Raw genomic sequence first — 21204 nt, forward strand, 5'->3', positions numbered from 1 at the left:
GTTCTTCGTTAACGGTCCATCTCCGTGTGAGTTCGTGGCAGGACGATGAGGTCGCTCATGGTTGTCCGACCGCGCTTCACGAATTTCGAAAGATAGTCCTGCACCCGCTTGTGGGTGCGATCGACCCGGACAGCATGAAGCCGCGCAAGAACGTGGTTCGGGCCTGCGAACTGATCCTGTTTCTCTCCCACAATTTCCGACAGGTCTTTCTTCGCCCGGTTCACTTGGGGTATCAGAAAAAGCCCTTGGATATGGGCGCCGCCGTTGATACTGGCCTCGTTGAGGCTGATTTTCTCGTTCTTGTGGACCGGCCAGTCCGGCCACGCGAACAGCATCGGCATGCATTCCACCGGAGTACCCTTCGGCTTCTTGATGAGACGGGTCAGCAATCGGGCGTAGGTCAGTTCGGTCTCTCTAACCATCGCCTTCATGATCGCATTCTCTCCTCCACCGATCGGATTGAACATCAAGGTTAGAATGTAGGGGTCATGGCCTCCCATAATGAGCTGGGTTTGCCAGTCATGTAGGGAATCTAATAGTTCACGCTGGGTAGCTGCCATCGTTATATCCATGTTGTGTTGGGGGTGTGGGTATTGGGTACCCTCGGTAGGGTCGTATAGGTACAGTTCACCCATATGCTCAGCTCGTTCGAGCTGGTCATCGGGCATGCTCCGGAGCAGGTTGATTCCGAGGGGCTATCCCCGCGTGATCATGGGCCTGCAAATGTAATTGGCTTTCGCCCGATTACTTTACGGACCTCGGCTGGCTTCTCTGCAGGCGACGTGGCCTCCGAAAGGCATCCGGCAGTCGTCAAGTCGCTTAAGATATTGACTTTATTGATTTATTTCTATATGCTGACGGTGTTTCATGCATGAACAGCATGGTCGGTGGCGAGGCCCCGGCGGCGCAATCAGCAATCGTTCATGAGCTGAAATGAATTGAAACCAGAGCGCCATTTCGGCGCTCTTTGCTTTTCAGGAGATCACCCTTGCACACTTCGTCCAGCGCACCTTTGACTGCTCGTTCTTCGAAGATTAGCTTGCCGCCAGTTTCGATCCTCGGCGGGGCAAAACCAGTCGCCGCAGTCGCTTATCCGAAAACGAAAACTGGAATCGCCGAAGGCCCCACCGCGAAACATATCCTGGTGGGCCTCGACGATCAGGGTAAGCCGCACGCGTCCTGGTTCGCTGAAGAGGATGGCGATGCCGCAGCCGTCGCCGCCGACCTCATGGATATGGCCTTGCTTGATATTGCTGGCGACGAGCTGACCGTGATCGCGGCCAAGCTGCCGCGCGGCAAACTCTTCGAGAGCGGCAAGGCATTTGTGCCGTTCGTCAAGCGCAGCGTCTACGACCAGCTCGCGAGGTACTTCGATGAGGAGTTCGCGGCCTCGACCGCTGCCCGGGTCGAAGCTGCACAGGCGGCAGCAGCCGAAGGATATGCCAAGGCCAGCAAAGGCGAGGTGCCACCACGCCAGCCTGAGGACTGGTCGAAGATCGTGGTCGGCGATTTGGTTCTGGCAGAAGACGCCCCATCGGAAGGCTGGTTCGAGGCCGAGGTGATCGAACAGGCCGCCAACGACCAGTTTCGTCTGAAGTGGCGCGATTGGCCCGATCTTCCGAATTTCAGCCGGGGCATCACCGACATCGCCCTGCTGCATCCCAAGCACGTGACAGCGTGAGGCAATCATGCAGACGATCACGATATTGCCGATGATCGATATCGGTCCAGGCCCTTACAGCAACCTTCGGCAGCGCACGGCGATGAACATCGACAGGACTCGGTTGATCAGCGAACTCAACGATCGGCTAAGAGAAACATTCGGCGGCGGGCGGGTGATGCTGACGCGGGAGGTTCAAAGTCTCCCTGACGACGAGCGGGCGCAGCTGCTGCAGACCGTGCGTGCGTTTGATGCCTTCGATGCGGCGAACGATCCGCACGGCGAACATGACTTCGGTCGCGTGCTGGTCGCAGGGCATGGGTACTTTTGGAAGATCGACTATTTCGATAGCGACCTTCAGTACCTGTCACCCGATCCAGCCGACGAGGCTGTGACGACGCGCGTCATGACGATCATGCGGGAGGACGAGTATTGAGCCTCCTGCTTCAAGTGAACGTTGACCCCCAAAGCCGCGATCATTTCGCGGCTTCTTTTTTGTCAGGTGTTGCTCGGTTTTCGTCCTGCTCGCATTGCCGCAGGTCGGGGCCGGACCGGGTCAACCTCAGCGAAAAAACGGCCGACCCTGACATCCAGGGCCGCTGCCAGAGCTTCCAGAACCGAGATAGTGACGTTCTCCTCGCCCCGTTCGATTCGGCCGACGTACGACCGGTCGATCGCCGCCTCAAGCGCAAGCCTTTCTTGAGAAAGGCCTCGCTCGACGCGCAGCTCGCGCAGATTCCAGCCGATGAGTTTGCGGGCGTCCATGATGGCGCACAAGGCCACATTGAGTGCTTGACAATCGACGGACTGTCAGTCCCATATTCGTTGCAACACGTTTCACCTCGCAACCGAACCGATGCCTCTGAGGGGGTCGATCATATGCGGTTAGGCAAGGTATCTAAGGGAATTCCACGATGACCGCCTACATTGATGCCATGCGCCGCTACGTCGACTTCTCGGGGCGATCAACGCGAGCTCAGTTTTGGTTCTACCACCTCGTCCTCCTCGGGATCGCGGTGGGGACCTTCATCATCGACATTATGATCAGCGGAGGCCGTGAGCCGCAGCCACTGGTCTCCGCAGTGGCCGTAGTCGGGCATTATATCCCGTCGCTGGCGATTATCGTCAGACGCTTGCATGATTCCGGCAGCAGCGGGTGGCTGGTGTTGTTGTGCCTGATCCCCGGTATCGGGATCGTCGCCTTTATCGCCATCGGCTGCTTCACGCCGACGCCGGGGCCGAACCGGTACGGCCTACCCCCTCAGCCTCACCCGCATCCCGCCCCTGCTGCCGTCACAGCAGTACCCCAGCCCGCTACCGGGTCAGTGGTCGACCGTATCGAGAAACTCGCGGCCTTGCGGGCGTCGGGTGCGATCGATGGCGCCGAATACGCACAGTTGAAGAACCAGATCTTGAATGGCGTAGCTCGCTGACGCGGCAGCCTTCGCCCTGCCGCTCACTCAGGGCGCGCGGATAATTTTGGAAGTCAAAAAATTCGTGAATTTGGAGGGACAATGAAAATCGCGATCGGAATAATTTCAATGTTTTTAGGGCTGCTGGTGCTCCTGCAATCCTGCACCGTGGGCACCGCATCTCATATGCTCGGCGAGCAGGCGACGGCCGATGCTGGTGCGGTCGGCATGCTGGTGGGTGTTCTCTACTTCGTCGGCGGAGCATTTTCGTTCGGCCTGCCGGTGGTGGCGATGGTCGTGTTCGCTGTGGCCTCGCTGCTGGCTTTAGCGGCCGGTGCAAGCGGGAACTTCAGCGACATGACAGTTTGGGCCGTGGTGGCTTTTATTCTCGCTGTAGGTGCCTTTTTCACGTGGCGTTCGGCCCGCAAGGCGAAGGTGGCGGCGAACAATGCCTAAGTTCACCCGTGCCGCCCTGATCTCGATTGGCCTGCTGGCGGGGGCAGGCAGTGCTCGCAGCGAAGACCTGCCCTATTTCGTCGGTGACGTGTGGGGCGTGTGGCAGCACCTACCCCCAAAAGAAAGTGCCGATCCTGATGACAGGCCTCATTGCAAGCTGGGAACCACGACCTGGCTGAACAGGGGCCTGAACTTCGTGTACATTCTCACCAGCGTCGATTACATCGAGCCTTGGCTGCAGATCTATTCGGAAAATTGGGAGCTGCCGGTCGGCAATAAAACGCACGTCGATCTCATGACCATTGCCGGACGGCTGAGCTTCGAACTGGCGGCGGAGAGCACTGAATCCCTGACTGGCTCAACCGATCCCAAGGTCGTCGGGAAGGACAAGTCTTTCAGTGTCGAAGTTGCCCTGTCCTACATGCTGGACTCGCGTCGCACAAACATCAGCACCCGGGTCAGGTTCGCCGGTAGCGAGCCGGAATGGTATGTTCCTCCGATGGGCCAGTTCGAGACGCATCAGGTCAACGCTAATCTCAACGGCTGCATCGCCGACCTTCGTGGCAAAGCGGCTGATCTCTTCAGGCGCGACGGCGGTAAAACTGACGGCAGAACGTCGCCATTTGCGCAGTAGAATTGGGCTCCCTATTCGGTCCTGATGCCAACCGAGGCATAACCCATCCCTGCGTGCCGGTGCATTTCGAGCGCTGGTGCGAGCACCCGGCAGCAAACGGTGAGGCGCCCTCCGATTCGAGCGCGACAAAACCAAGACGGACTGGTTTCCATGGAGCATCGGCCGGAGACTTACGGCTGGCAGGCTGTGCGCAGGAGCAGTGATAAAGGGTGATCGCCCTCTCGAGCACGAGGATTTTGGTAGATCGCCGACGATAGGGATCATATAGGCCACACCGAAGCAGCACGCGACGATATAGGAACAAAATCACCAACCATGAGTTAGCTCCCAACAAGGGGATCAATCATGGGTACATATGTTCTAGTTTTTCTATTTTTCGCTGCCATCTTCGCCTTGGCAACCGTCATTGCCTATCTGACGTGCCCGCCACTTCCTGACGATTGAGGGGCGCTGGAGGCTCCCGGAACTAATTGCCCTCTGTCGCATTCTCGGGATGTCGCGAGGGCACATCCCCCGTCCCCAAATAGATTGTTCGTCGCCCCACGAACACGCTCTCGCGACGCCCTCACCTCAGATGCGCCAATCCGCCACACTGCATTAGCTTGCTCTCATGGATGCCGGCCGCCATATCCACGCTGCGGGCGCATCGCCGGATACTCTCCTATCCGCTTGCCCGTCGCCCGGCACAGGGATCAAGCAGGCCTGTGTCGGGCTCCTCTGGGATCTCCGCCACACGTCCAAGCTCATGAAGGTTCTGCGACAGTCACGTCGCCAGACTGTGTTCAAAGAATGCAACAAGGTGTTCGTGGTGTTCATTCTCGGCTGCGCTTCCCGGAATGTGATCTTGCCCCTCATAAAAATGGACTTCCGGTTTTCTGCCGCACTCATGCAGCCGAGCCGTAAGTCGGCGCGTCATATCGACGGACCAAACTCGATCGGCTGTGCCGTGGCTCAGGAACAGCGGGGCATCGAAGCGTTCGATTTCAATGGGGGTGGTAGGGAGAAGTTCGTCCGAAGAGCCGCGCCACGACCAGGCTCGGTTGCCGGGATCCCATGCCTGCCAACCAGGGTCGCCAGCGTCCCGCCAACTCCGGGCATTGAAAGCCCCGCAGATGACATCAGGCGGGCTGTGAGCGGCAATAGCGTCGGGTAAGCCATCTACACCGTCGCGCGCCATGAGAGAGGCCAACAGCAAGGCATGTTCCGCGCCTCTGGAAGCGCCGTAGACGCCGACCTTTTCGCCGACACAATGGAATGCTCGCAACGCCGCCAGGGCGTCAACAGTCCGATCAAGGGAGACATTGATAATGTCGCCTGCGTTCCAGGCATTTCCACCATTCGAGTAGCCGAAGGGAAACGCAAGGAACCCATGGCAGGCAAGGATTACAGCGTTTCGGTGGCTCCATCCAGACAATGCCCCTTCAGAACCATGCAAGATCATGATCGCAGGAAAGGGTCCGTCACCAGGTGGGCCGTAGGTCGTTCCCCAGTCCGGAATAAGTCGACGGATGATTTTCAATGCCATACGGCGTGATCCTTGTTTCAGGCTCAACCAATGGTGCAACAAACCACAATCGCAAACGTTAGGCATTCACAAGTGATTTTTGCGACAGCAATTTCCTTGGTTTCCGCCGGGTCGTAGTAGTTACTGGTGACGCTTGCGCCACAAGCGCGAGTGTTTCCACGGCAGAAGCTCGTCAATCCGGCTCTGTTTTTGCCCGTTGACGAACGAGAAACGCTGCACATGCTCTGTGCCTTTGCGAGCAGATGCCGATTGCGCCGAGCTCGATGATCTTTGGCTCCGCTCGTCGCCGTCGGACTCTGATCTTTCTCGCTAGCAAGCCGCCGCCGGCGCCATCTGGGGCCGTCAGGCAGGCTATCCCGATCACCTGTTCTCCTTTGTGCGCTAGCGGACAGGAACAAACATCCTCTTTTGTAGTTTTCGTGCCTTCGGAGAGGAGCGTCCCATGCAAAGGTTCTACTTCCACCTCAATTATCTTCACAACTTCATCGTTGATCTGGAAGGTGCCGAATATCCTGATCTTCAATTAGCGAAGTCCGAAGCCGTGCAAGGTATTCGCGATCTTGCGGCTAACTGCCTCCGCTGGGGTGAGGAGTTCAAGCTTGGGAGCGTCCGTATTTGTGACGCGGACGGAACCGCTCTCGAAGAGGTGTTCGTGCAGGAGGCTCTTGCCGCCATCATCCCGGTCAGCGCTGTGCCTTCAGGGCCGATCCCTGCCACGTTTTTCTGAGTTCCATCGTTCCATCGATTGCAAAACCGTTGTGGACGCCAGCTGCCAGTCACGCCTTGTTCGGCGTTTCTTGATTTGCGTCGAGAACATGCTGGCGAGCCAGCTCTACTGAGCGCAGGCCACCGTTACTGCAACCGACCTCGGCTGATGTGCACGCCTTAAGAGGGGCTGCCGTGCGAATACGTCATGCCCACTTATACGCTATATGACTACGCCAAAAGCGGATAGCCGATGGGGGCCGCCAATTGGGGTAGCGGCGAGGTGGGTGCAAGCGTCCGATTGTTGTTGCTAAGTGGCGGGAATGAGCGCGTCGTGCTACCTCCAGCATTGTGCCGGGAGGAGAACTATCATGCCGTGGAAGCGAGTACCGGCCTACATAGCGGGCGTTCAATGGGGCACTCCCGTTGCCGTTCGCATCGGTTACGGTTCGCCTGAAATGATAGAGAACGCTGCGGACGGGCTGGAATTCCTTGAAAGACGTTGGCCGCCTGAGCGCGATAAACAGTATCAAGCCGCCAAACAAGCGTGCGAGGGTGCGCTCTTCCATAGTCGTTCGAGCTCCGTAGCTCGCGAGGCATTCATAGCAGCCGCCATTGAGGCATATGTTCTTGCCTAGTGCGGCGTGTGCCTAGCTGTTCGTCCTGACTTCGCCCTTGTTCCCGGGGATAACCCGCGGCACCAATCTCTCGGGCATCAACCGCGGTGACGAGTGTCTTCAGGGATCATCTATCTCGCGTGTGCCAACCCAACATCGATCTCCCGACGCCCTCTGAACGAGAGCCAAGTTTGATGCCCTCGAGCCTGAATGGTGACGCCTCTTCAGCCACATGACGCATCCCCATGCGCCACCGCACAAGCCTATCCGGCACATTCGGTCATCACGGGCATTGGCCGCCGTTGCCGCACCAAATCCCGTCGAGGTAGATCTCGTTCCCTATGGCCCCCCAGCTAGATCAGGCGTCAGCCCACCGCATTCTCATAGTCGAACGTAATCAAAATGGCTTGTGCCGAAGCGTCATGCACCCCCTCAACCCTGATGCCATGCGTCTGCAGTTCCAATACACGACTTTGAAATTCGAGCGATTTCAGTTGTTGGCCAGCCTGCAGAATGCCTCCGTCAAATCTAAGATCGAGCCTGTCACCCATCATGTGCGATGCTCCCGCTCCGCCGCTCCTGATGAGTTCAACTCCACGCTTCGTCACTTGGATCGTTCCGACATAAAGTTCGCCAAGACCGGCATGCTTTCCGATGATGGAATTTATGACGTCGTCGCTCAGAAGCATCAGCAGTGCGTTCTTTGCCTTTTGCTGTATCTCCCGTCGCTCCGCGTTCGCGCGATCCGAGGCCTGCTGCAGCTCGGCTTCTCTTTGCGCTCGAGCAGCAGTTACCGTGGCCGCGATGCGCTGTCTCAGGCCGGTGGCGGGGTCTCCCGCCGATTTGACCATCGGGCGGTTGCCCAGAGCCTCCGCCGGGTTTGAACTCTCGGCAATATTTACAACCTGTCCATCGAACGCAGTCGGTTTCATGATGCTTTAGCCTTGTTGGTGGGTCTTCCGAATTCCGGAGCAGGAAACTTGGCCTCCGCGAGCATAGCGACCTGCGTCGCCGAAGCGCCTAGCTTCAGAAAAAGCCGCTCAGCTTCCACTTCACCCAATCGATATTTTTTCGCAAACTCGTAAACTGCGGCTCGTGGTCCGTCCAAACGTGGTTGGACGGCTTCGAATTTTATCATCGAGAATTCTCCTAGGGCCCATCAAGGGGTTTCGGATGCAGTGCTGGCGCGAGCGGCGATTGTGTTCATAGGCTCTGATCACCGCGTGCTGACGGCCGCGCGACCTATCGAAGTATTGAGATCGTAGGTTTCGCCTCGTCGAAACTGCGATTTCTGTTTGGAAATTGCAGCACATATCAGCCTCACTCGGCCGGTGACCCGAACGGTGGTGTCATTCTATGGACCGAAGTCGTCACGTCCCAATCATCGCCGCAAAGCTCAACCGGTAGATGACGAATACGTTGGTGCCGAAGGGGACAAGTAAAAATGATCGACTTGGACTAGCTCACGTGGCGGCCGACAAGTCCAACGCCAAATTTTGAACCATTCGCCGTCGGCCAATATAGTGACATCTCATCCAGCAGGTTCTGGGTTAGTTCGCTGATCATAACTTCCGCGTGGTTATTGACGATGGCCCTGTGTGAAGAGCACCCAACGAAAAAGGCGGAACGGTGAGCGAATCCTATCAATCGAATGCCAGAGGGGCTATATAGAGATTGCAGCCGCCCTATGCGCCGGCCGCAGAAAGACTCCCATCGAATTCCGGCCACTCCACGACCGCGTCGTCATCAGTCGCGCCGAAGGCGAACTCGAATCCAAAGGCAGGATTATCGTTCCTGGTTCCGCCGAGGCAATGATCGCCGACATGCCCGTGAAGGAACCTGCTGCCGTCAACGGCTGCATCGCCGGGATGGAATACTGAGAGCCGTGCCTGAACCGCTCGGCCGGCGCTGCCGGGAGCGGACCCGCAACATCCATGAAGGGATACTCCATTGGCCACGCAAAGCAGCGGCAAGATTTCGATCGCCCAGCGTTTCGACAACTACCAGCCCAGCAAGACAGTTCTCGTATGGGCGTGCTTCATCACAGTGATCGCCACCATCGTCGTCGGGTTCAACTGGGGCGGCTGGGTGACGGGCGGCTCGTCGCGAGCCTTGTCTGTGACTGCAGGCGATACGGCTCGCGGCGAACTCGCCTCCGCCATCTGCGTCCAGCGTTTCAATGCGGCACCGGACGCAGCAACGAAATTGACCGAACTCAAGGCCATCCCCGACAGCTACAGGAAGCGGCAGTTCATCGAAGCCGGCGGCTGGGCTACCATGCCGGGCCAGACCTCCGCCGACAGCCGCGTCTCCGAGGGCTGCAGCACTGCCCTGGCCGTCTAACCCTCTCCTCAAGATCGCTCAGCGCCCTGTCATCGGGGCGCGTCCTCCATCTGCCAAACAGGAGAATGACATCATGATCCGTTTCGAAAAGAACGTCGCTACAGCACCATTGCCGCCGGAGAGCGAAAAGAACCGCTTCGATGAGATCCGAGGGGCCGCCGTCGAAGGACACAGGAAATCGGCAGAGGAAAGCGCGCGTCGCCGTTCGCTGCCGGCAAAGGAAGACGACCGTCTTATTTAGGATTATTCCGCATCTGCTTCGTCCACACATAGGCAATCCCGGGTATGGCCTGACCACGCCCGGGATTGAGAAAGACCGATCGCCGAAGGTTAGCGTGGCTTGCGCCACGGCGGCGGAATAAGCTGGCTCAGCCGTCGAGCGTCCGCAGAAGATCTGCAATCTTGATCGTCGAGAAATTCGAGAACGTGTCGCATATCGCGTATGGCAGGACGATCTGGTCGTTGTGGCGCATGGCGCCGCAGGTATAGACGACGTTCGGCACATACCCTTCCCGCTCCGATGGTTCCGGCCGCACCAGCGGTTCCCGCGAACGGGCGAGGACCTTGGAGGGATCCTGTTTATCGAGCAGCGCCGCGCCGATAGCATATTTGCGGACGGCGCCGACGCCATGGGTCAGCAGCAGCCAGCCTTCGTCGAGCTCGATCGGCGAGCCGCAATTGCCCATCTGAACGAACTCCCATGGAAACTTGGGGCCGAGGATCAACTGCCCGCCATTCCAGGTATAGAGATCGTCGGAATAGATGAGGTAGAGGTTCTCGCTATCCTGCCGGCCGATCATCGCGTAGCGGCCGTCGATCTTGCGGGGAAACAGGCCCATTCCCTTGTTCCTGGCCACGGTGCCTGCGAGTGGGCTCAAGCGAAAAGACACGAAATCCTTGGTCTCCAGCAGTTCCGAGCGGATGCCCGTGCCGTTATAGGCGGTGTAGGTCGCGTAAAATGTCTTCTCTCCGTTGTCCTCGAATTCGACAAACCGCGCGTCCTCGATTCCGTTCGACTGAGCGGGAGTGATCGGAAAGATGACCCGCTCGCTGATCGACTGTTCCGAACCGAAGCTGACGTCGACCTGCTCGCCTGCCGCAACGGATGTGCGCGCCGTGACGGTTGGCGTGGAAGCGAGCCGCACCGTCGGATCGATGTCAACGCCGCCATCGGCGGCGATCACGCCGGTACGGAATGTCAGGGACGACACGTGCCCTTCGCCGACGGCGCGCAAGCTGAGAACGAAACGCCGGCTCCCCTTTTCCAGACCCGACTGATCCGGATGGGAGACAATACTGGGATTGAACAACGCGGATGCTTCGAAGGAATATTCATTGAGAAAATACGCGCCAACAAGCTGACGCTGTTTTTTCGTGAAGTTGGCGTGAGGCGCGAATGCCTCCTCCATTTCCGCGGCCCGGTTTTCGAACGTCGCGAGCAGGTTACGGTGGCGGCCCTCGAAATTCTCCAGGACGTCGGCGAGAAGGGTTTCCGTCGTCTCCAGGTCAAGCGCCAGAACGCGGTCGACGATATGGTTTGCCCGCGACTTGTCGGTGGGATTGAGGTCCCTCGGTTCGGTGGCAGGCTTGAAAGGTCGCACGACGACGCGCGACGAATCGGGGCGCAGGAAAAGGGCCTGACGGTTCAGAAAAGTGGCTTGTGACAAAGGGACCTCAATTGATCTGATTGGCGATTAGGCGCAGAGGGCACGAAGGGGGGCGGGTTCTGCAGGCTGCTCGCTGACACGGGCGAACCGGCGATACTCCACAAGAGCCAGAAGATAGGAGATTACGGATTCCCCACCCCGGTTCTCGTTGACGCGCAGGCGGTGCAGTCCGTCGCGACAACTGCCCGTATCGATATCGACGAGTGTCTGCGAAAGATCGTTGCTGCCGAGAAACCAAGCAAATGCGCTGATGGCGCCGTTTTTCCATTCTGCGCCTTGATCGGCGTGCCAGGCGGCAAGACAGGCTGAGATCGTCGCCGTGGCCTCGAGCGGCTGCTGATCAAATTCCTGGGGCGGCTTGCGGATGTCGCCGAAACCATCGGTTCCGATCGGCCGGAAATGGCCCCCCGGCGCCGTCTGCTTTGTCATCAGCCAACGCAGGGTCCGCACACCCGCAACGACATACGGGGATGTTCCGCTGGCGTGGCCCGTTATGATCAGCGCCTGGGGCAGGCGTGCATTGTCATAGGAGAGGCCTTCCTCGAACCAGGTCCAATCCCCCGTCTCCACACGAACAAGGATATCCATCAGACGGTCTGCGAGAAGACGGCGCATCCGTTTGGCGAAAAGATCCTCTCCCCTTATGGCACAATAGCCATCCAGCCCAAGGAGGGTGAAAGCCCACGCGCGCGGTGAGCGAAACATTTCTACCGTCGGCAGAGCTTCCGCGAACAGGACCGCCGCCCAGCTACGGCGGGACGGATTGGTATCGCTGCGAGCACATTCTCCCAGAGCCCAGAGCGTGCGCCCATGGCTGTCCTCGGAACCCATGTCTTCGAGCCATCTCCGGTCGAAGCCCATGAAGTTGCGAAAATGCTTCTTGTCGGGATTCCACGCGTGTTGCACGAAGGATGCAAATCGGCTCGTCAGCGTCTCCGGTAGAGACTTTTCGCCCGACGTGTTGAGGGCGCTCGCCAGAAGCAATGCCCGTGCATTGTCATCGACGCAGTAACCGTGCGCGCGATCAGGTACCGAATGGACGGCATGTTGAAAAAGGCCTGTGTCGTCGCACATGGAAAGGAAATAGGTGAGTTGCGTCTCCGGCAGGACGGAGACGCCGCGTGTTGGTGCATGTCTCTCCCCGGCAGCTGCTGCGACGGGCCGCAAATGTCGCTTGGCGGTCTCGAAGACGGCCACATAACGTTCGGCCGTCCTTTGCCACGTCATCGACCGGCTGCTGGCATAAGCACGCGCACGCATGGCATCGCGCCTTGTGTCATCCGTCAGCAATCCCGCGATCTCGGTGCCGATGGCTTTTACATCGCCGGACGCAACCAGAATGCCGCGGCCCTCGGCCAGAAGTTCGCGGGCATGCCAATAGGGTGTCGAAACGACCGCTTTTCCCAAGCCGAAACTGTAAGCCAGGGTGCCCGATGTCATCTGCGCCTCGTTCAGATAAGGCGTCGCATAGACGTCGCACATGGAAATGAAGTCCAGGAGCTTTGCCTGGTCGACGAACTGGTCAAGGAAAACGACGTGGTTTTCGATGCCGAGCGCCTGCACCCGGGCAATAAGGCTCTCGCGATAGGCCTCGCCCTGATTGCGGATAAGATTGGGGTGGGTCGCGCCGAGCACCACATAGACAGCGTCCGGGCTGCTTTCCAGGATCAGAGGCATCGCATCGATCATCACCTCTATGCCCTTGTTGGGCGAAAGCAGTCCGAATGTCAGGATAGCCGGCCTATTATTGAACCCGAGTTTTGCCTTTGCGAGGTCCGGTTCCGCGAAGGCGATGTCGGGAATCCCATGCGGGATCACGTCGATTTTGTCTGCCGGGGCATCGTAGACCTGACGCAAAAGCGCACGGCCCTTCTCGGCCATCACGATGACCTTTGCTGATGTCTCGATAATCCGCGTCAGAACGCGGCGCTGGGCTGCATTGGGTTCGGCAAGAACCGTGTGCAGGGTCGTCACGATCGGCATGTTGAGGCGCGACATCAATTCCAGAATATAGCTACCGGCTTCGCCGCCGAAAATTCCAAATTCATGCTGGATACAAACTACGTCGAATCGTCCGGCATTCAGCGCCTGGGCGGTGCTGATATAGTCCTCGAGGTTTCCGTCACGTATTTGAAGCGAGACAGTGGGAGGGTAATCATAGGTATGGCCGTGATCGTTCATTGCCACGATGACCGCCTCCACCTTTGCCGGGGATTTGGAAACCGCCTGTTGAAGATCGCTGGTGAAAGTCGCGATACCGCAGCGACGCGGGAGCGAATTGCCGATGAATGCAATTTTCCTGAGTTGGGTCATGGTCATGCCTCCGTTGAGCGGAATGGCAAGCCCGCCGGTTGTTGGTGGTGAATGAGTGCCTGTTCAAGATGCCGGGATGCCGGCTTGGCGGTGAGTATGTCGAGATTGCGTAGCAGGTCGGACCTTGGTTGCGCGTCGGCATAGGCAAGCAGGGCGGTCAGTCCGTTGCTTCCGGCCTTGATATGGGTGTGCGAAGCGTCGGCAAACAACGCGTCTCCGATGCCGGCAGATGCCTTCCCGACGTCTATCTCACCGGCGATGACCAGCATCCAAGTTTCGCATTCCGCGTTCAACTCCCAGTTCGAGCCTGCGGGAAGGTTGACCCGTTCGAGGACGAAGAAAGGACAGGAGACCAGCTGTGTCCTCACCTCTGTGAGGTCCATCGGAATTGCCTGGGCATTCGCCGGCTCTAGATCCGCAGCCGCGACGGCCTGCTCCACATGCAGTTCGCGCTCGCGGCCATAGTCGAAAAGACGAAATGTCGTATCGCTTCTCTGCTGAATCTCCGCGACAACAAGCCCGGCGCCAATGGCGTGAATGGTTCCGGCCGGGACGAAAATGACGTCGCCCGCGATGGCATCCCGCCAATCCACGATATCGGCTATGGAGCCATCAAGGATTGCATGGCGCAGTTCCGGCTGGGTTAGCCTCCTCGTCAACCCGACGGCAACCTGAGCCCCCGGTTCCGCTGAAAGAATATACCATGCTTCAGTCTTTCCGCTTCCCATGCCGAGCGATTGCGCAAGGCCGTCGTCGGGATGGACCTGGACCGACAGGGCCTCTTTTGTGAAGAGCAGCTTGAGAAGCAGAGCAGGATCGGGCGCCTGCGCGTCGGCGCGCTCGAACCAAATTTCACCGATCGCGTCGTCGTGGCGTGTCTTCGTCCAGGGCCGGAGATCGTGGCTGCCCCAGGGTTTGCGTGCAATCCGCACGCCGGCCTGTTCGACTACCATTATGGAACTCCTTCATCGTACCGCTAAGACCGGGTCGATCTGAGGTCGGAGTATCCTGCTGTGGGGTGGCGGGCAGTCTGTGAGGACTGATCAGAATCCGGCCAAAAAAGTTGCGGTCAGCCTGCGATCGCTTGAATCGGAACGATTTCAAGAAAGAAGAAAAACAAATAAACTCGAAATCTAACTCAATATTTTTTCGATCCGAATTTGCATATAAACGCATATCTCAAAAATGCAATGGCACGCCGCCTTGTATGAAATCCAAAAATGCCAGTAATATTTTGATTTCATTCGAAATTCCTATGAATAACGATCGCATCGGTCAGGATATATTTGTTAATTTCCAAGAAAGATTATTGGCTTCCTAAAAATCACTGATATCTTATTTCACGCTCGCGACCAGCCTTTTGCCCGCTACATCAGCCGCAACGCTCACTATGATGCGTCACGGCCGGGTATACCCGGATGTGACGCACTGACCGATCACCGCGAACCGTAGCATCTGGGTTGACAGCGCCTATTTGTGACAAGGTAGCCTCGGGCCTAAAGCTTGAGGTTACACATGGCCCGCATCGGCTACGCACGCGTCAGCACCATTGATCAGGATCTGCAGGGTCAACATGCCCGGCTTCGCGCTGAAGGCTGCGAGATCGTCCGATCAGAAAAAGTATCGGGCGCTAACCGGGAAGGTCGCACTGAATTGGCAACCGTTATCGAGTTTCTGCGGCAAGATGACGAACTTGTGGTTACCCGGCTAGATCGGCTGGGCCGTGACACTCGCGACGTTCTCAACATTGTTCATGACTGCCAACAGCGAGGCGCATTCGTCACAGTCCTCGACCCGCACGTCTCGACGCGTGGTGAAATGGGGCACATCATTCTAACGGTGCTAGGCATGGTGGCTCAGATGGAACGCCGTTTTATCAAGGAGCGGCAACGGGAAGGTATCGAGCGGGCTAAGTCTGCGGGTCAGTACAAGGGCGGGAAGGTTCGGATTGATCATCAGAGAATTCGCCAGCTATCGGCATCGGGCCATGGCGTGACTGCAATCGCTAAGGAAATCGGCTGCTCTCGAATGCAGGTTTACCGCGTTCTAAGAGCGACTGCGAAATGACTGCCCCCGGGGCCGGAAGTGGAATGACGGCTTTCGAGAGCGATGGGCGAATGTTGGTCGTTCTGGATGTTTTTGAGCCGTCCTGCAGATATCTACGCCATGCGTTGTCCTTAGCCAGGTCCCACACCGCGGCGACCAGAGAGCGCTGCGGCGCTCCGGAGCAAATTCGCGATCAGCTCGGCGCCGCTTTCCGATCCATCCCATACCTCTCGCACGGCTTCATTGATGAGATCCGCTGCCTTCGACGAGTCCTCGGGCGATAAGGAAACACGAATACCCGCATATTTTAACACCACTTCCGTCTGGCCCGCGACGCGCTTGAACTTACCACTGCATATTCGACTCACCCAAGACTGGCTGAGTCGACGCTTGGCGGTCCTGCCGCGGTTTATCTCCTGCGCAAGGGCTTGCTCTGTCATATCGTTCCGCTCAAGCCACTCCTTAAGCTCGCGACCGATTCTCTGGCTGTCTATCCTTGTCATATGCGAAACATAATCGCATACTCGCATAATACACAACTCCTTTACTCCCGTGCCATAAGGTCATGATCGTGGAAATGATGCGCGAAGAACTCAACACGAACATCGCCGCCCTGACCGGCAGGTTGGGCACTGCACCGCGTCTGCTCGCTCGCGACTGGTTTTCCCGCCACGCGTTCTTCGGCCCCTCGTCCACGAATCAGGACACTCACGATCTGCCGTTCCAACGCTGGTATCGGTTCAAGGAGGCTTTCGCCCCGCGGGCGGTCGTAGATGCCATTAGCAAGCTCGAACGTGTGCCCCGAACCTGCATCGACCCATTCGGGGGAAGTGGCACCACGGCCCTGACGACACAATTTCTCGGCATTCGTCCAACGACAGTCGAGGTGAATCCCTTCTTGGCAGATCTCATCGAAGCTAAGCTACAGTCGTACGAGCCGCAGTCACTCCTTTCTTCCTACAGCGAGGTCCTGGACGCGGTGGCCATTAGCACAGCGGAGCCGTGGGCGATGCTCGCGAACGCTCCACGCACGATGGTCGCGCCGGGTGTTAAGGGGAGATGGATCTACTCAGCGGAGGTAGCCGAACGAATTCTCACCTACCGCAGCGCCATCGAGGCGCTCGGTAACCCGGCCCACGTCAGGCTCTTTAAGGTCCTACTGGGGTCCACGTTGATAGAGCTGAGTAACGTAATCATCAGTGGCAAGGGACGCCGCTATCGATCGGGCTGGGAGCGTCGCAGGGTTCACCCTACCCAAGTGGGAAGGGCCTTCCAAACGGCATTCCTGAACGCGCTCGAGGACGTGGTAAGGTTTGGCGACCGCCCCTGTCGGGACTACTCTCTTTTTCGAGGGGACGCTAGAATCGTATTAAGCGAGGCCGACGAGGCGGACTTCGCACTGTTCTCCCCGCCTTACCCGAATTCCTTCGACTACACGGACATCTACAATATTGAGCTTTGGATGCTTGGGTATCTGAGAACGGCCGAAGACAATCGAAAGCTGCGCACAGCAACTCTCAGGTCGCACGTTCAGATCAAGCGCTCTTTCGACGCAGGCGCTAGCTCTCCTCTACTCGACCGGACGATGTTCGACCTAAGTGCGCGCCGTGACGTTATGTGGGACAAGAATATACCCGAAATGGTCCGCGCCTATTTCGACGACCTCGTCGTCATATTAACGACCCTGCACGATAAGATCGTCAATGGTGGGGCGGTCATGATGGTTGTTGGCGATAGTCGCTATGCAGGGGTGTCCATCGATGTGGGGAGAATCCTCGTTGAACTGGCGAATGACCTTGGTTTCGATCTCGCCGATCTTTCCTCCATGCGCTCGATGCGGTCCAGTGCGCAGCAAGGTGGAACCTACGACCTCGACGAGACATTGGTTCACTTGACGAAGCGCTAATGCGAAGGCCGTATACATCAGCCTCGCACTGATCGATCACCAGGCAATCGGCGCCAATTGACGTTCGGGACCGCACCTAGCGAGCTCCCGCCATAGCTACGCCATTAAGCCGTGGGCGAATCAGCTTTAAGAGGGTATCGCTCCTTCCGCCCTTCCTCGGCCGAACGCATGAGTCGCCAGCGCCAGAGGTGAATCTGATTGTCTGTGGCATCCTCGCGGACGTGATCGAAACATGTCTCGTCGTCATTCGCGACGTCGCGGAGATCGTAGACGCACAAAGCTCGTTCGAGGCTGTTCTCAGCCGTCGAATACGCGATGGTTTGGCGAACACCCTTAGTCACCGCCTCTTCGACGTTTGCCGAACTGGGATTGTCGTTAGTTGTGCGGTCGGCCAAGGCCTTCAGCTCGAGCACCCAGTCGCATCGTCTTGCCGGGTGCCCCTGCACAGTTCTGTCGGCGTAGTGGACGGCGATGTCAAGGTAACCGTCATCAGTGGTGTTCTGAGCTCGCGGATCGTGATCCGGGAACACTGCTTTCAAGTGTCTCAAGAGCATGCCTTCGATGGATTCCTCCGGACGAGCCTGGGGGACGCCCTTGCCGCTGTCTTTCCAGATGCGGTCGGGAGAATGCCCGGCAAGCACGGTCATCGGCGTTCGTAGGCTGTTTTGGTAGAAGTCGTCGAGGGTGCCCTTCATCGTCCCCTCATCGATCGGTTGATCGCCAAGAAATAGGGTGAGCATTGAGTCGAGATTGACACAACCATCCGGAAAAAACAGAACCTGCGGCGGCCTCGACTTGTCTCGAAGGTCGATCGTTACTGCAGGCAAGTCTCCCAATCCCGCATCCACGACCACGGCGAGACTGGCGCCCGTTTCCCATTCCAGGGCGAGGGCATGCGCATTTCCAACTTGGGCATTGACCAACCAAACGCCATCTGAGATCGGGTCATTGCCGTTGACCAACGTTGGCTTGGACACCCCCTTTCGGCCTTTCATCGCATCGGAGACCTTTTCGGCGAGGAGGAAGACCGCGCCAGTGCCATGCTCTCCCGCGGCCCATCTTCTGGCGATTAGGTCCGAGAGCTTCCGAAGGAAACGAATTGCGCGATCAGCGCCGGCGTCGCCGGGGATACCCTTCGCCTGAAAAAGGTCCGCAATCTCCTGCTCTGGGATACCCCCAATGTACCCGCTACGCACCGGCCCTCCGACGCACAAGGCTCATGTAAAGTGATGTCTGTTCGGCAGGGGTCAATACCACTCCTTCGGAGGCATAGGCTTGGAAGTGGCGGGCAGCTTCGACCGAGTGGTTTAGCCCTCTTCGCCCCGACGGCGAGCGGCCGTCAAGTTCGATGAAACGTCCCACAGAGGTCTCGGGAGCAGACCAAGCTGCGTCTACACGAGCGGCGTCATCTCGGCTCCCAATCGGTATCTCCACAAAGTTGTAGGCAAGGTCTGCGAGGAAGGCTGCAAGCCCCGGATCCTCGTCAGGCATCTGGCCTGCGACCGTGAGCCACGACGAAGCTCTCTCCAAATCAAGGGAAAACCCGATATCAAGACGCCAACGACCACCTCGATCATCAGGCGATAGGTGGCTGACAGTCACCAAGCCGCGCCCAATTAAAAAGTCCAATTCCCGTTGCAATGCAGGATAGTGAGGACCATCCTCGTCCTTTAGCACCTCACCCAACGGTGGCAACGTGCCCCAGACGGGCGCCAAAGCATCCGCGAAAAAGGCGAAGGCGTGAAAGTCCTCGAGTGTCACGTCTTCGAGACCAGCTTTTACCAAGGCATCGATGAGCCGAACCACTCTGACCTGCAGTTCCGTTCTTTCATCCTCCGTCATGGAAATGTACCTCTAAAAAGCACCTCTTCCACTTTCGTGGTATATTCGGGCCTCAGCTGCTCCAATGCCGCGGTTGGGGTCGCTATAGTCAGAAGGTCAATTGTGCGAGCGAGTCGAGCCGGTCGAGTACTATGGTCACCCAAATAGAACGGTATGAACCCGCCCTCCACAACATTGCAAGCTGCGATGATTTGGCGCGTTGGCGTGCCCCCCGGCACCCGGCTACCAGTCTCAGCGAATGCTGCGAGCATCTTGCCAGCGCGGTCGGCGAATACCACGTCGACCGAGCCTTCGGGACCATCGACCACGATACTACATTCTTGACCGCCGAAGCTTTCCATCACTGACATCCGGAAAGCGATGTCCAAGTATTCACGTTGTGATAGCGAGGCCTGCTCGTAGGTGCGACGTACGAAGGCTGCGCCGGTAGAACCGCTCGTCATGTCGACCTCGAAGGCAGGGAACTCAAACTTCGCCCCAAGTTGGGCGATCTTCTCGACGCGCGGCGCATAGACCAGGCGAATATGCTCGATGAAAAACGACGACCCTCGCTTTAAAAATGTGGACTCAATCGGTTGCCTGAAACGCTCTACGCCCTCCCGCAATTTAGCGAGGAGCAGCTCCACTTCCGCTTCGGCCACTTCTCGATCGTGTTCGAACTGCTCGGCACTGGAGCGAAGGTTGTCGAGTTCGCCCTCCACGCGCGCCAACTGAGCGCGGTCTGCACGAGGTAGTTTTCCGATCAGATTTCGGCGATGACGCTGAAGAAGGTCGACTTCCTCCCGACATCGCCGCAAGCGGTCGACTATGCCGTGCTCCTCTTCCGTGGCAGCTTGTAGGCGTAATTGGGCCTCCGCTACCGCCGCTCTAAGGTTCGTGAGTTCATCATGCGCTTGTTGGGCTTGAGCAATGAGGGCCTCAGTTGTCGTGGATACATCCTCGTTGGCAAACGGCGAACCGCAAAGGATGCATTGGCCATGACCGAGCCGGTGCTTAACCTCTGCCGACATCGAGTCGAGTCCCTGCGTATCGCATACGAGGCAGTGGCCTTCGTCTGCGATCTTCAGAAGAAGGTACTGCACCTCATTGCCGGCTCTTGGTAGCGAATGACGCAAGGCACGATATTTGAGATGAGCATATCTCGCGGCCGCCGCATCCTCGTCGGTTGTGATTTTCCAAACCCGCGCTCGCTCGTCCGCCACCTCAACACGTTTGCTATCGAGTTGCTGCACCAACTCGATCTCTAGCTGTTGGGTTGTCTCTATTCTGGGATCGACATCGCTGATTGCCGCCAGGACGTCTTCCTCTCTCTCAAGCTTTCGTACTTGTTTCTCTCTCCGGTTTCGGAGCTTGTACATCGTGGCGCGAATATTTCGTGCGGAACTGTCGGCACTGACGATCTGGGACTCAAGACTACGCAGTTTGCTAGCTTCATTAGGGGGCAGCAGTAGTGAGCGAAAAATCTCGTATTGAGCCCGCCAATCCCAGAGAAGTCGCTCACGATTTTCGAGGAAGAACACTACTCGGTCGCATAGCCGTAGGACATCCCCGAAGGAGCCGACTCCGGCCAGATCGGCTACGTCTTGATGATAACCACCGTTGTCCTTCGTGTTAAAGTCCAGGCCTGCTCGACCGGTGGCATGGTTTATCAGAGACAAGTCCCTGAGACGCCGTTGAATGCGCAGCCGGTTGGCACCAAAACGAACGACGAGTTCGGCTGTAGCCGTTGCGCCACCGTCATTGGCACGTACGGCGAACATGTTAGCGTCTCCGTGGAACCAGTCGGCTTGCCGCTCGCCGGCGAAACCCGGGGACCGCAGTCTGACTGGGCCCTGGATCATCTGCTTGAGAAGCAGCAACAGGGTACTTTTACCAAGCCCATTAACACCCAAAACGAGATTTTCATCGGCTTGAAAGGCAAAATCAAAGCCGTTGCCTCCGGTAGCTCCTGGATAGAGCTCGTAGTTACGGACGGATAGGCTTTCAAAGACGGGAAATTGGATAGTCATCTAGAACAAGTAATTACTAGCGCCTGCAGCCGCGAGACGATCACATAGGAAGGCTTATGCACTGACACG

At 57.8% G+C, this 21204-nt stretch carries 22 protein-coding genes and 1 pseudogene; 12 read left to right on the forward strand and 11 right to left on the reverse strand.

Annotated elements, in window-relative coordinates; genetic code table 11:
• Positions 1 to 8: 8 nt before the first annotated feature.
• Positions 9 to 560, reverse strand: coding sequence for a hypothetical protein (locus MOV61_RS02830; RefSeq protein WP_247135449.1), 552 nt, complete (start codon positions 558 to 560; stop codon positions 9 to 11).
• A gap of 428 nt (positions 561 to 988) precedes the next feature.
• Here MOV61_RS02830 and MOV61_RS02835 point away from each other — a divergent pair, with 428 nt between their 5' ends.
• On the forward strand, positions 989 to 1681 hold the full coding sequence (locus MOV61_RS02835; protein ID WP_247135450.1) for a hypothetical protein: 693 nt from the start codon (positions 989 to 991) through the stop codon (positions 1679 to 1681).
• Positions 1682 to 1688: 7 nt separating this feature from the next.
• A complete protein-coding gene (locus MOV61_RS02840; RefSeq protein WP_247135451.1) occupies positions 1689 to 2096 on the forward strand; it encodes a DUF3768 domain-containing protein in 408 nt (135 codons plus the stop codon).
• 62 nt (positions 2097 to 2158) lie between these two features.
• Here the strand turns inward: MOV61_RS02840 and MOV61_RS02845 are convergent, their stop codons facing one another.
• Positions 2159 to 2425 carry a helix-turn-helix domain-containing protein gene (locus MOV61_RS02845; protein ID WP_247135452.1) on the reverse strand — a complete coding sequence of 89 codons (267 nt, stop codon included), beginning with the start codon at positions 2423 to 2425 and terminating at the stop codon, positions 2159 to 2161.
• A gap of 149 nt (positions 2426 to 2574) precedes the next feature.
• Here MOV61_RS02845 and MOV61_RS02850 point away from each other — a divergent pair, with 149 nt between their 5' ends.
• The 3 genes from MOV61_RS02850 (at position 2575) to MOV61_RS02860 (ending at position 4162) form a co-directional block, all read left to right on the forward strand.
• Positions 2575 to 3093 carry a DUF805 domain-containing protein gene (locus tag MOV61_RS02850; protein WP_247135453.1) on the forward strand — a complete coding sequence of 173 codons (519 nt, stop codon included), beginning with the start codon at positions 2575 to 2577 and terminating at the stop codon, positions 3091 to 3093.
• Positions 3094 to 3174: 81 nt separating this feature from the next.
• The gene (locus tag MOV61_RS02855; protein ID WP_247135454.1) at positions 3175 to 3528 is read left to right on the forward strand and encodes a hypothetical protein; all 354 of its coding nucleotides are present in this window, start codon (positions 3175 to 3177) and stop codon (positions 3526 to 3528) included.
• Complete coding sequence (locus MOV61_RS02860) at positions 3521 to 4162, forward strand: hypothetical protein (RefSeq protein ID WP_247135455.1); 642 nt, start codon at positions 3521 to 3523, stop codon at positions 4160 to 4162. The genes MOV61_RS02855 and MOV61_RS02860 overlap by 8 nt, the downstream gene beginning before the upstream one ends.
• A gap of 763 nt (positions 4163 to 4925) precedes the next feature.
• Here MOV61_RS02860 and MOV61_RS02865 read toward each other — a convergent pair.
• The gene (locus MOV61_RS02865) at positions 4926 to 5687 is read right to left on the reverse strand and encodes a S9 family peptidase (RefSeq protein ID WP_247135456.1); all 762 of its coding nucleotides are present in this window, start codon (positions 5685 to 5687) and stop codon (positions 4926 to 4928) included.
• A 442-nt stretch (positions 5688 to 6129) separates the two neighbouring features.
• Between MOV61_RS02865 and MOV61_RS02870 the strand changes: the two genes are divergently transcribed.
• A complete protein-coding gene (locus MOV61_RS02870) occupies positions 6130 to 6414 on the forward strand; it encodes a DUF6894 family protein (RefSeq protein ID WP_247135457.1) in 285 nt (94 codons plus the stop codon).
• A gap of 349 nt (positions 6415 to 6763) precedes the next feature.
• Positions 6764 to 7030 carry a DUF982 domain-containing protein gene (locus MOV61_RS30550; protein WP_172717200.1) on the forward strand — a complete coding sequence of 89 codons (267 nt, stop codon included), beginning with the start codon at positions 6764 to 6766 and terminating at the stop codon, positions 7028 to 7030.
• Between the two features lie 344 nt (positions 7031 to 7374).
• Here the strand turns inward: MOV61_RS30550 and MOV61_RS02875 are convergent, their stop codons facing one another.
• Together MOV61_RS02875 and MOV61_RS02880 are read right to left on the reverse strand one after the other, a co-directional pair.
• A complete protein-coding gene (locus tag MOV61_RS02875) occupies positions 7375 to 7941 on the reverse strand; it encodes a hypothetical protein (protein ID WP_247135458.1) in 567 nt (188 codons plus the stop codon).
• Positions 7938 to 8147 carry a hypothetical protein gene (locus tag MOV61_RS02880; protein ID WP_046664802.1) on the reverse strand — a complete coding sequence of 70 codons (210 nt, stop codon included), beginning with the start codon at positions 8145 to 8147 and terminating at the stop codon, positions 7938 to 7940. The genes MOV61_RS02875 and MOV61_RS02880 overlap by 4 nt, the downstream gene beginning before the upstream one ends.
• Positions 8148 to 8721: 574 nt before the next feature.
• Between MOV61_RS02880 and MOV61_RS02885 the strand changes: the two are divergent.
• From MOV61_RS02885 to MOV61_RS02895, 3 genes and pseudogenes are all read left to right on the forward strand, one after another.
• Positions 8722 to 8817, forward strand: a pseudogene (locus MOV61_RS02885) (co-chaperone GroES); the annotation flags it as partial.
• 142 nt (positions 8818 to 8959) lie between these two features.
• On the forward strand, positions 8960 to 9352 hold the full coding sequence (locus tag MOV61_RS02890; protein ID WP_247135459.1) for a hypothetical protein: 393 nt from the start codon (positions 8960 to 8962) through the stop codon (positions 9350 to 9352).
• A 73-nt stretch (positions 9353 to 9425) separates the two neighbouring features.
• On the forward strand, positions 9426 to 9593 hold the full coding sequence (locus MOV61_RS02895; RefSeq protein WP_247135460.1) for a hypothetical protein: 168 nt from the start codon (positions 9426 to 9428) through the stop codon (positions 9591 to 9593).
• A gap of 127 nt (positions 9594 to 9720) precedes the next feature.
• Here the strand turns inward: MOV61_RS02895 and MOV61_RS02900 are convergent, their stop codons facing one another.
• Genes MOV61_RS02900 through MOV61_RS02910 form a run of 3 tightly spaced genes read right to left on the reverse strand, consistent with a single transcriptional unit; the run spans position 9721 to position 14285 of the window.
• A complete protein-coding gene (locus tag MOV61_RS02900; protein WP_247135461.1) occupies positions 9721 to 11019 on the reverse strand; it encodes a glycoside hydrolase family 130 protein in 1299 nt (432 codons plus the stop codon).
• Positions 11020 to 11046: 27 nt separating this feature from the next.
• Positions 11047 to 13332 carry a glycosyltransferase family 4 protein gene (locus MOV61_RS02905; protein WP_247135462.1) on the reverse strand — a complete coding sequence of 762 codons (2286 nt, stop codon included), beginning with the start codon at positions 13330 to 13332 and terminating at the stop codon, positions 11047 to 11049.
• A 2-nt stretch (positions 13333 to 13334) separates the two neighbouring features.
• A complete protein-coding gene (locus MOV61_RS02910) occupies positions 13335 to 14285 on the reverse strand; it encodes a class I mannose-6-phosphate isomerase (RefSeq protein ID WP_247135463.1) in 951 nt (316 codons plus the stop codon).
• A gap of 562 nt (positions 14286 to 14847) precedes the next feature.
• Here MOV61_RS02910 and MOV61_RS02915 point away from each other — a divergent pair.
• Both MOV61_RS02915 and MOV61_RS02920 read left to right on the forward strand, forming a co-directional pair.
• Positions 14848 to 15399 (forward strand): recombinase family protein, encoded by a 552-nt coding sequence (locus tag MOV61_RS02915; RefSeq protein ID WP_247135464.1) that lies wholly within the window; start codon positions 14848 to 14850, stop codon positions 15397 to 15399.
• Between the two features lie 550 nt (positions 15400 to 15949).
• Positions 15950 to 17284, forward strand: coding sequence for a hypothetical protein (locus tag MOV61_RS02920; protein ID WP_247135465.1), 1335 nt, complete (start codon positions 15950 to 15952; stop codon positions 17282 to 17284).
• A gap of 104 nt (positions 17285 to 17388) precedes the next feature.
• On the opposite strand, the gene MOV61_RS02925 is transcribed toward MOV61_RS02920, so the two are convergent.
• The 3 genes from MOV61_RS02925 to MOV61_RS02935 are packed head-to-tail and all read right to left on the reverse strand — an operon-like array spanning position 17389 to position 21135.
• Entirely contained in the window at positions 17389 to 18480 is a 1092-nt protein-coding gene (locus MOV61_RS02925) for a hypothetical protein (protein ID WP_247135466.1), read from the reverse strand.
• Entirely contained in the window at positions 18473 to 19126 is a 654-nt protein-coding gene (locus MOV61_RS02930) for a hypothetical protein (protein WP_247135467.1), read from the reverse strand. The genes MOV61_RS02925 and MOV61_RS02930 overlap by 8 nt, the downstream gene beginning before the upstream one ends.
• Complete coding sequence (locus tag MOV61_RS02935; protein ID WP_247135468.1) at positions 19123 to 21135, reverse strand: hypothetical protein; 2013 nt, start codon at positions 21133 to 21135, stop codon at positions 19123 to 19125. Before MOV61_RS02935 ends, MOV61_RS02930 begins: the two co-directional genes overlap by 4 nt.
• Positions 21136 to 21204: the final 69 nt, after the last annotated feature.

It is taken from the genome of Neorhizobium sp. BETTINA12A, assembly GCF_023006485.1.
Classification (GTDB): domain Bacteria; phylum Pseudomonadota; class Alphaproteobacteria; order Rhizobiales; family Rhizobiaceae; genus Neorhizobium.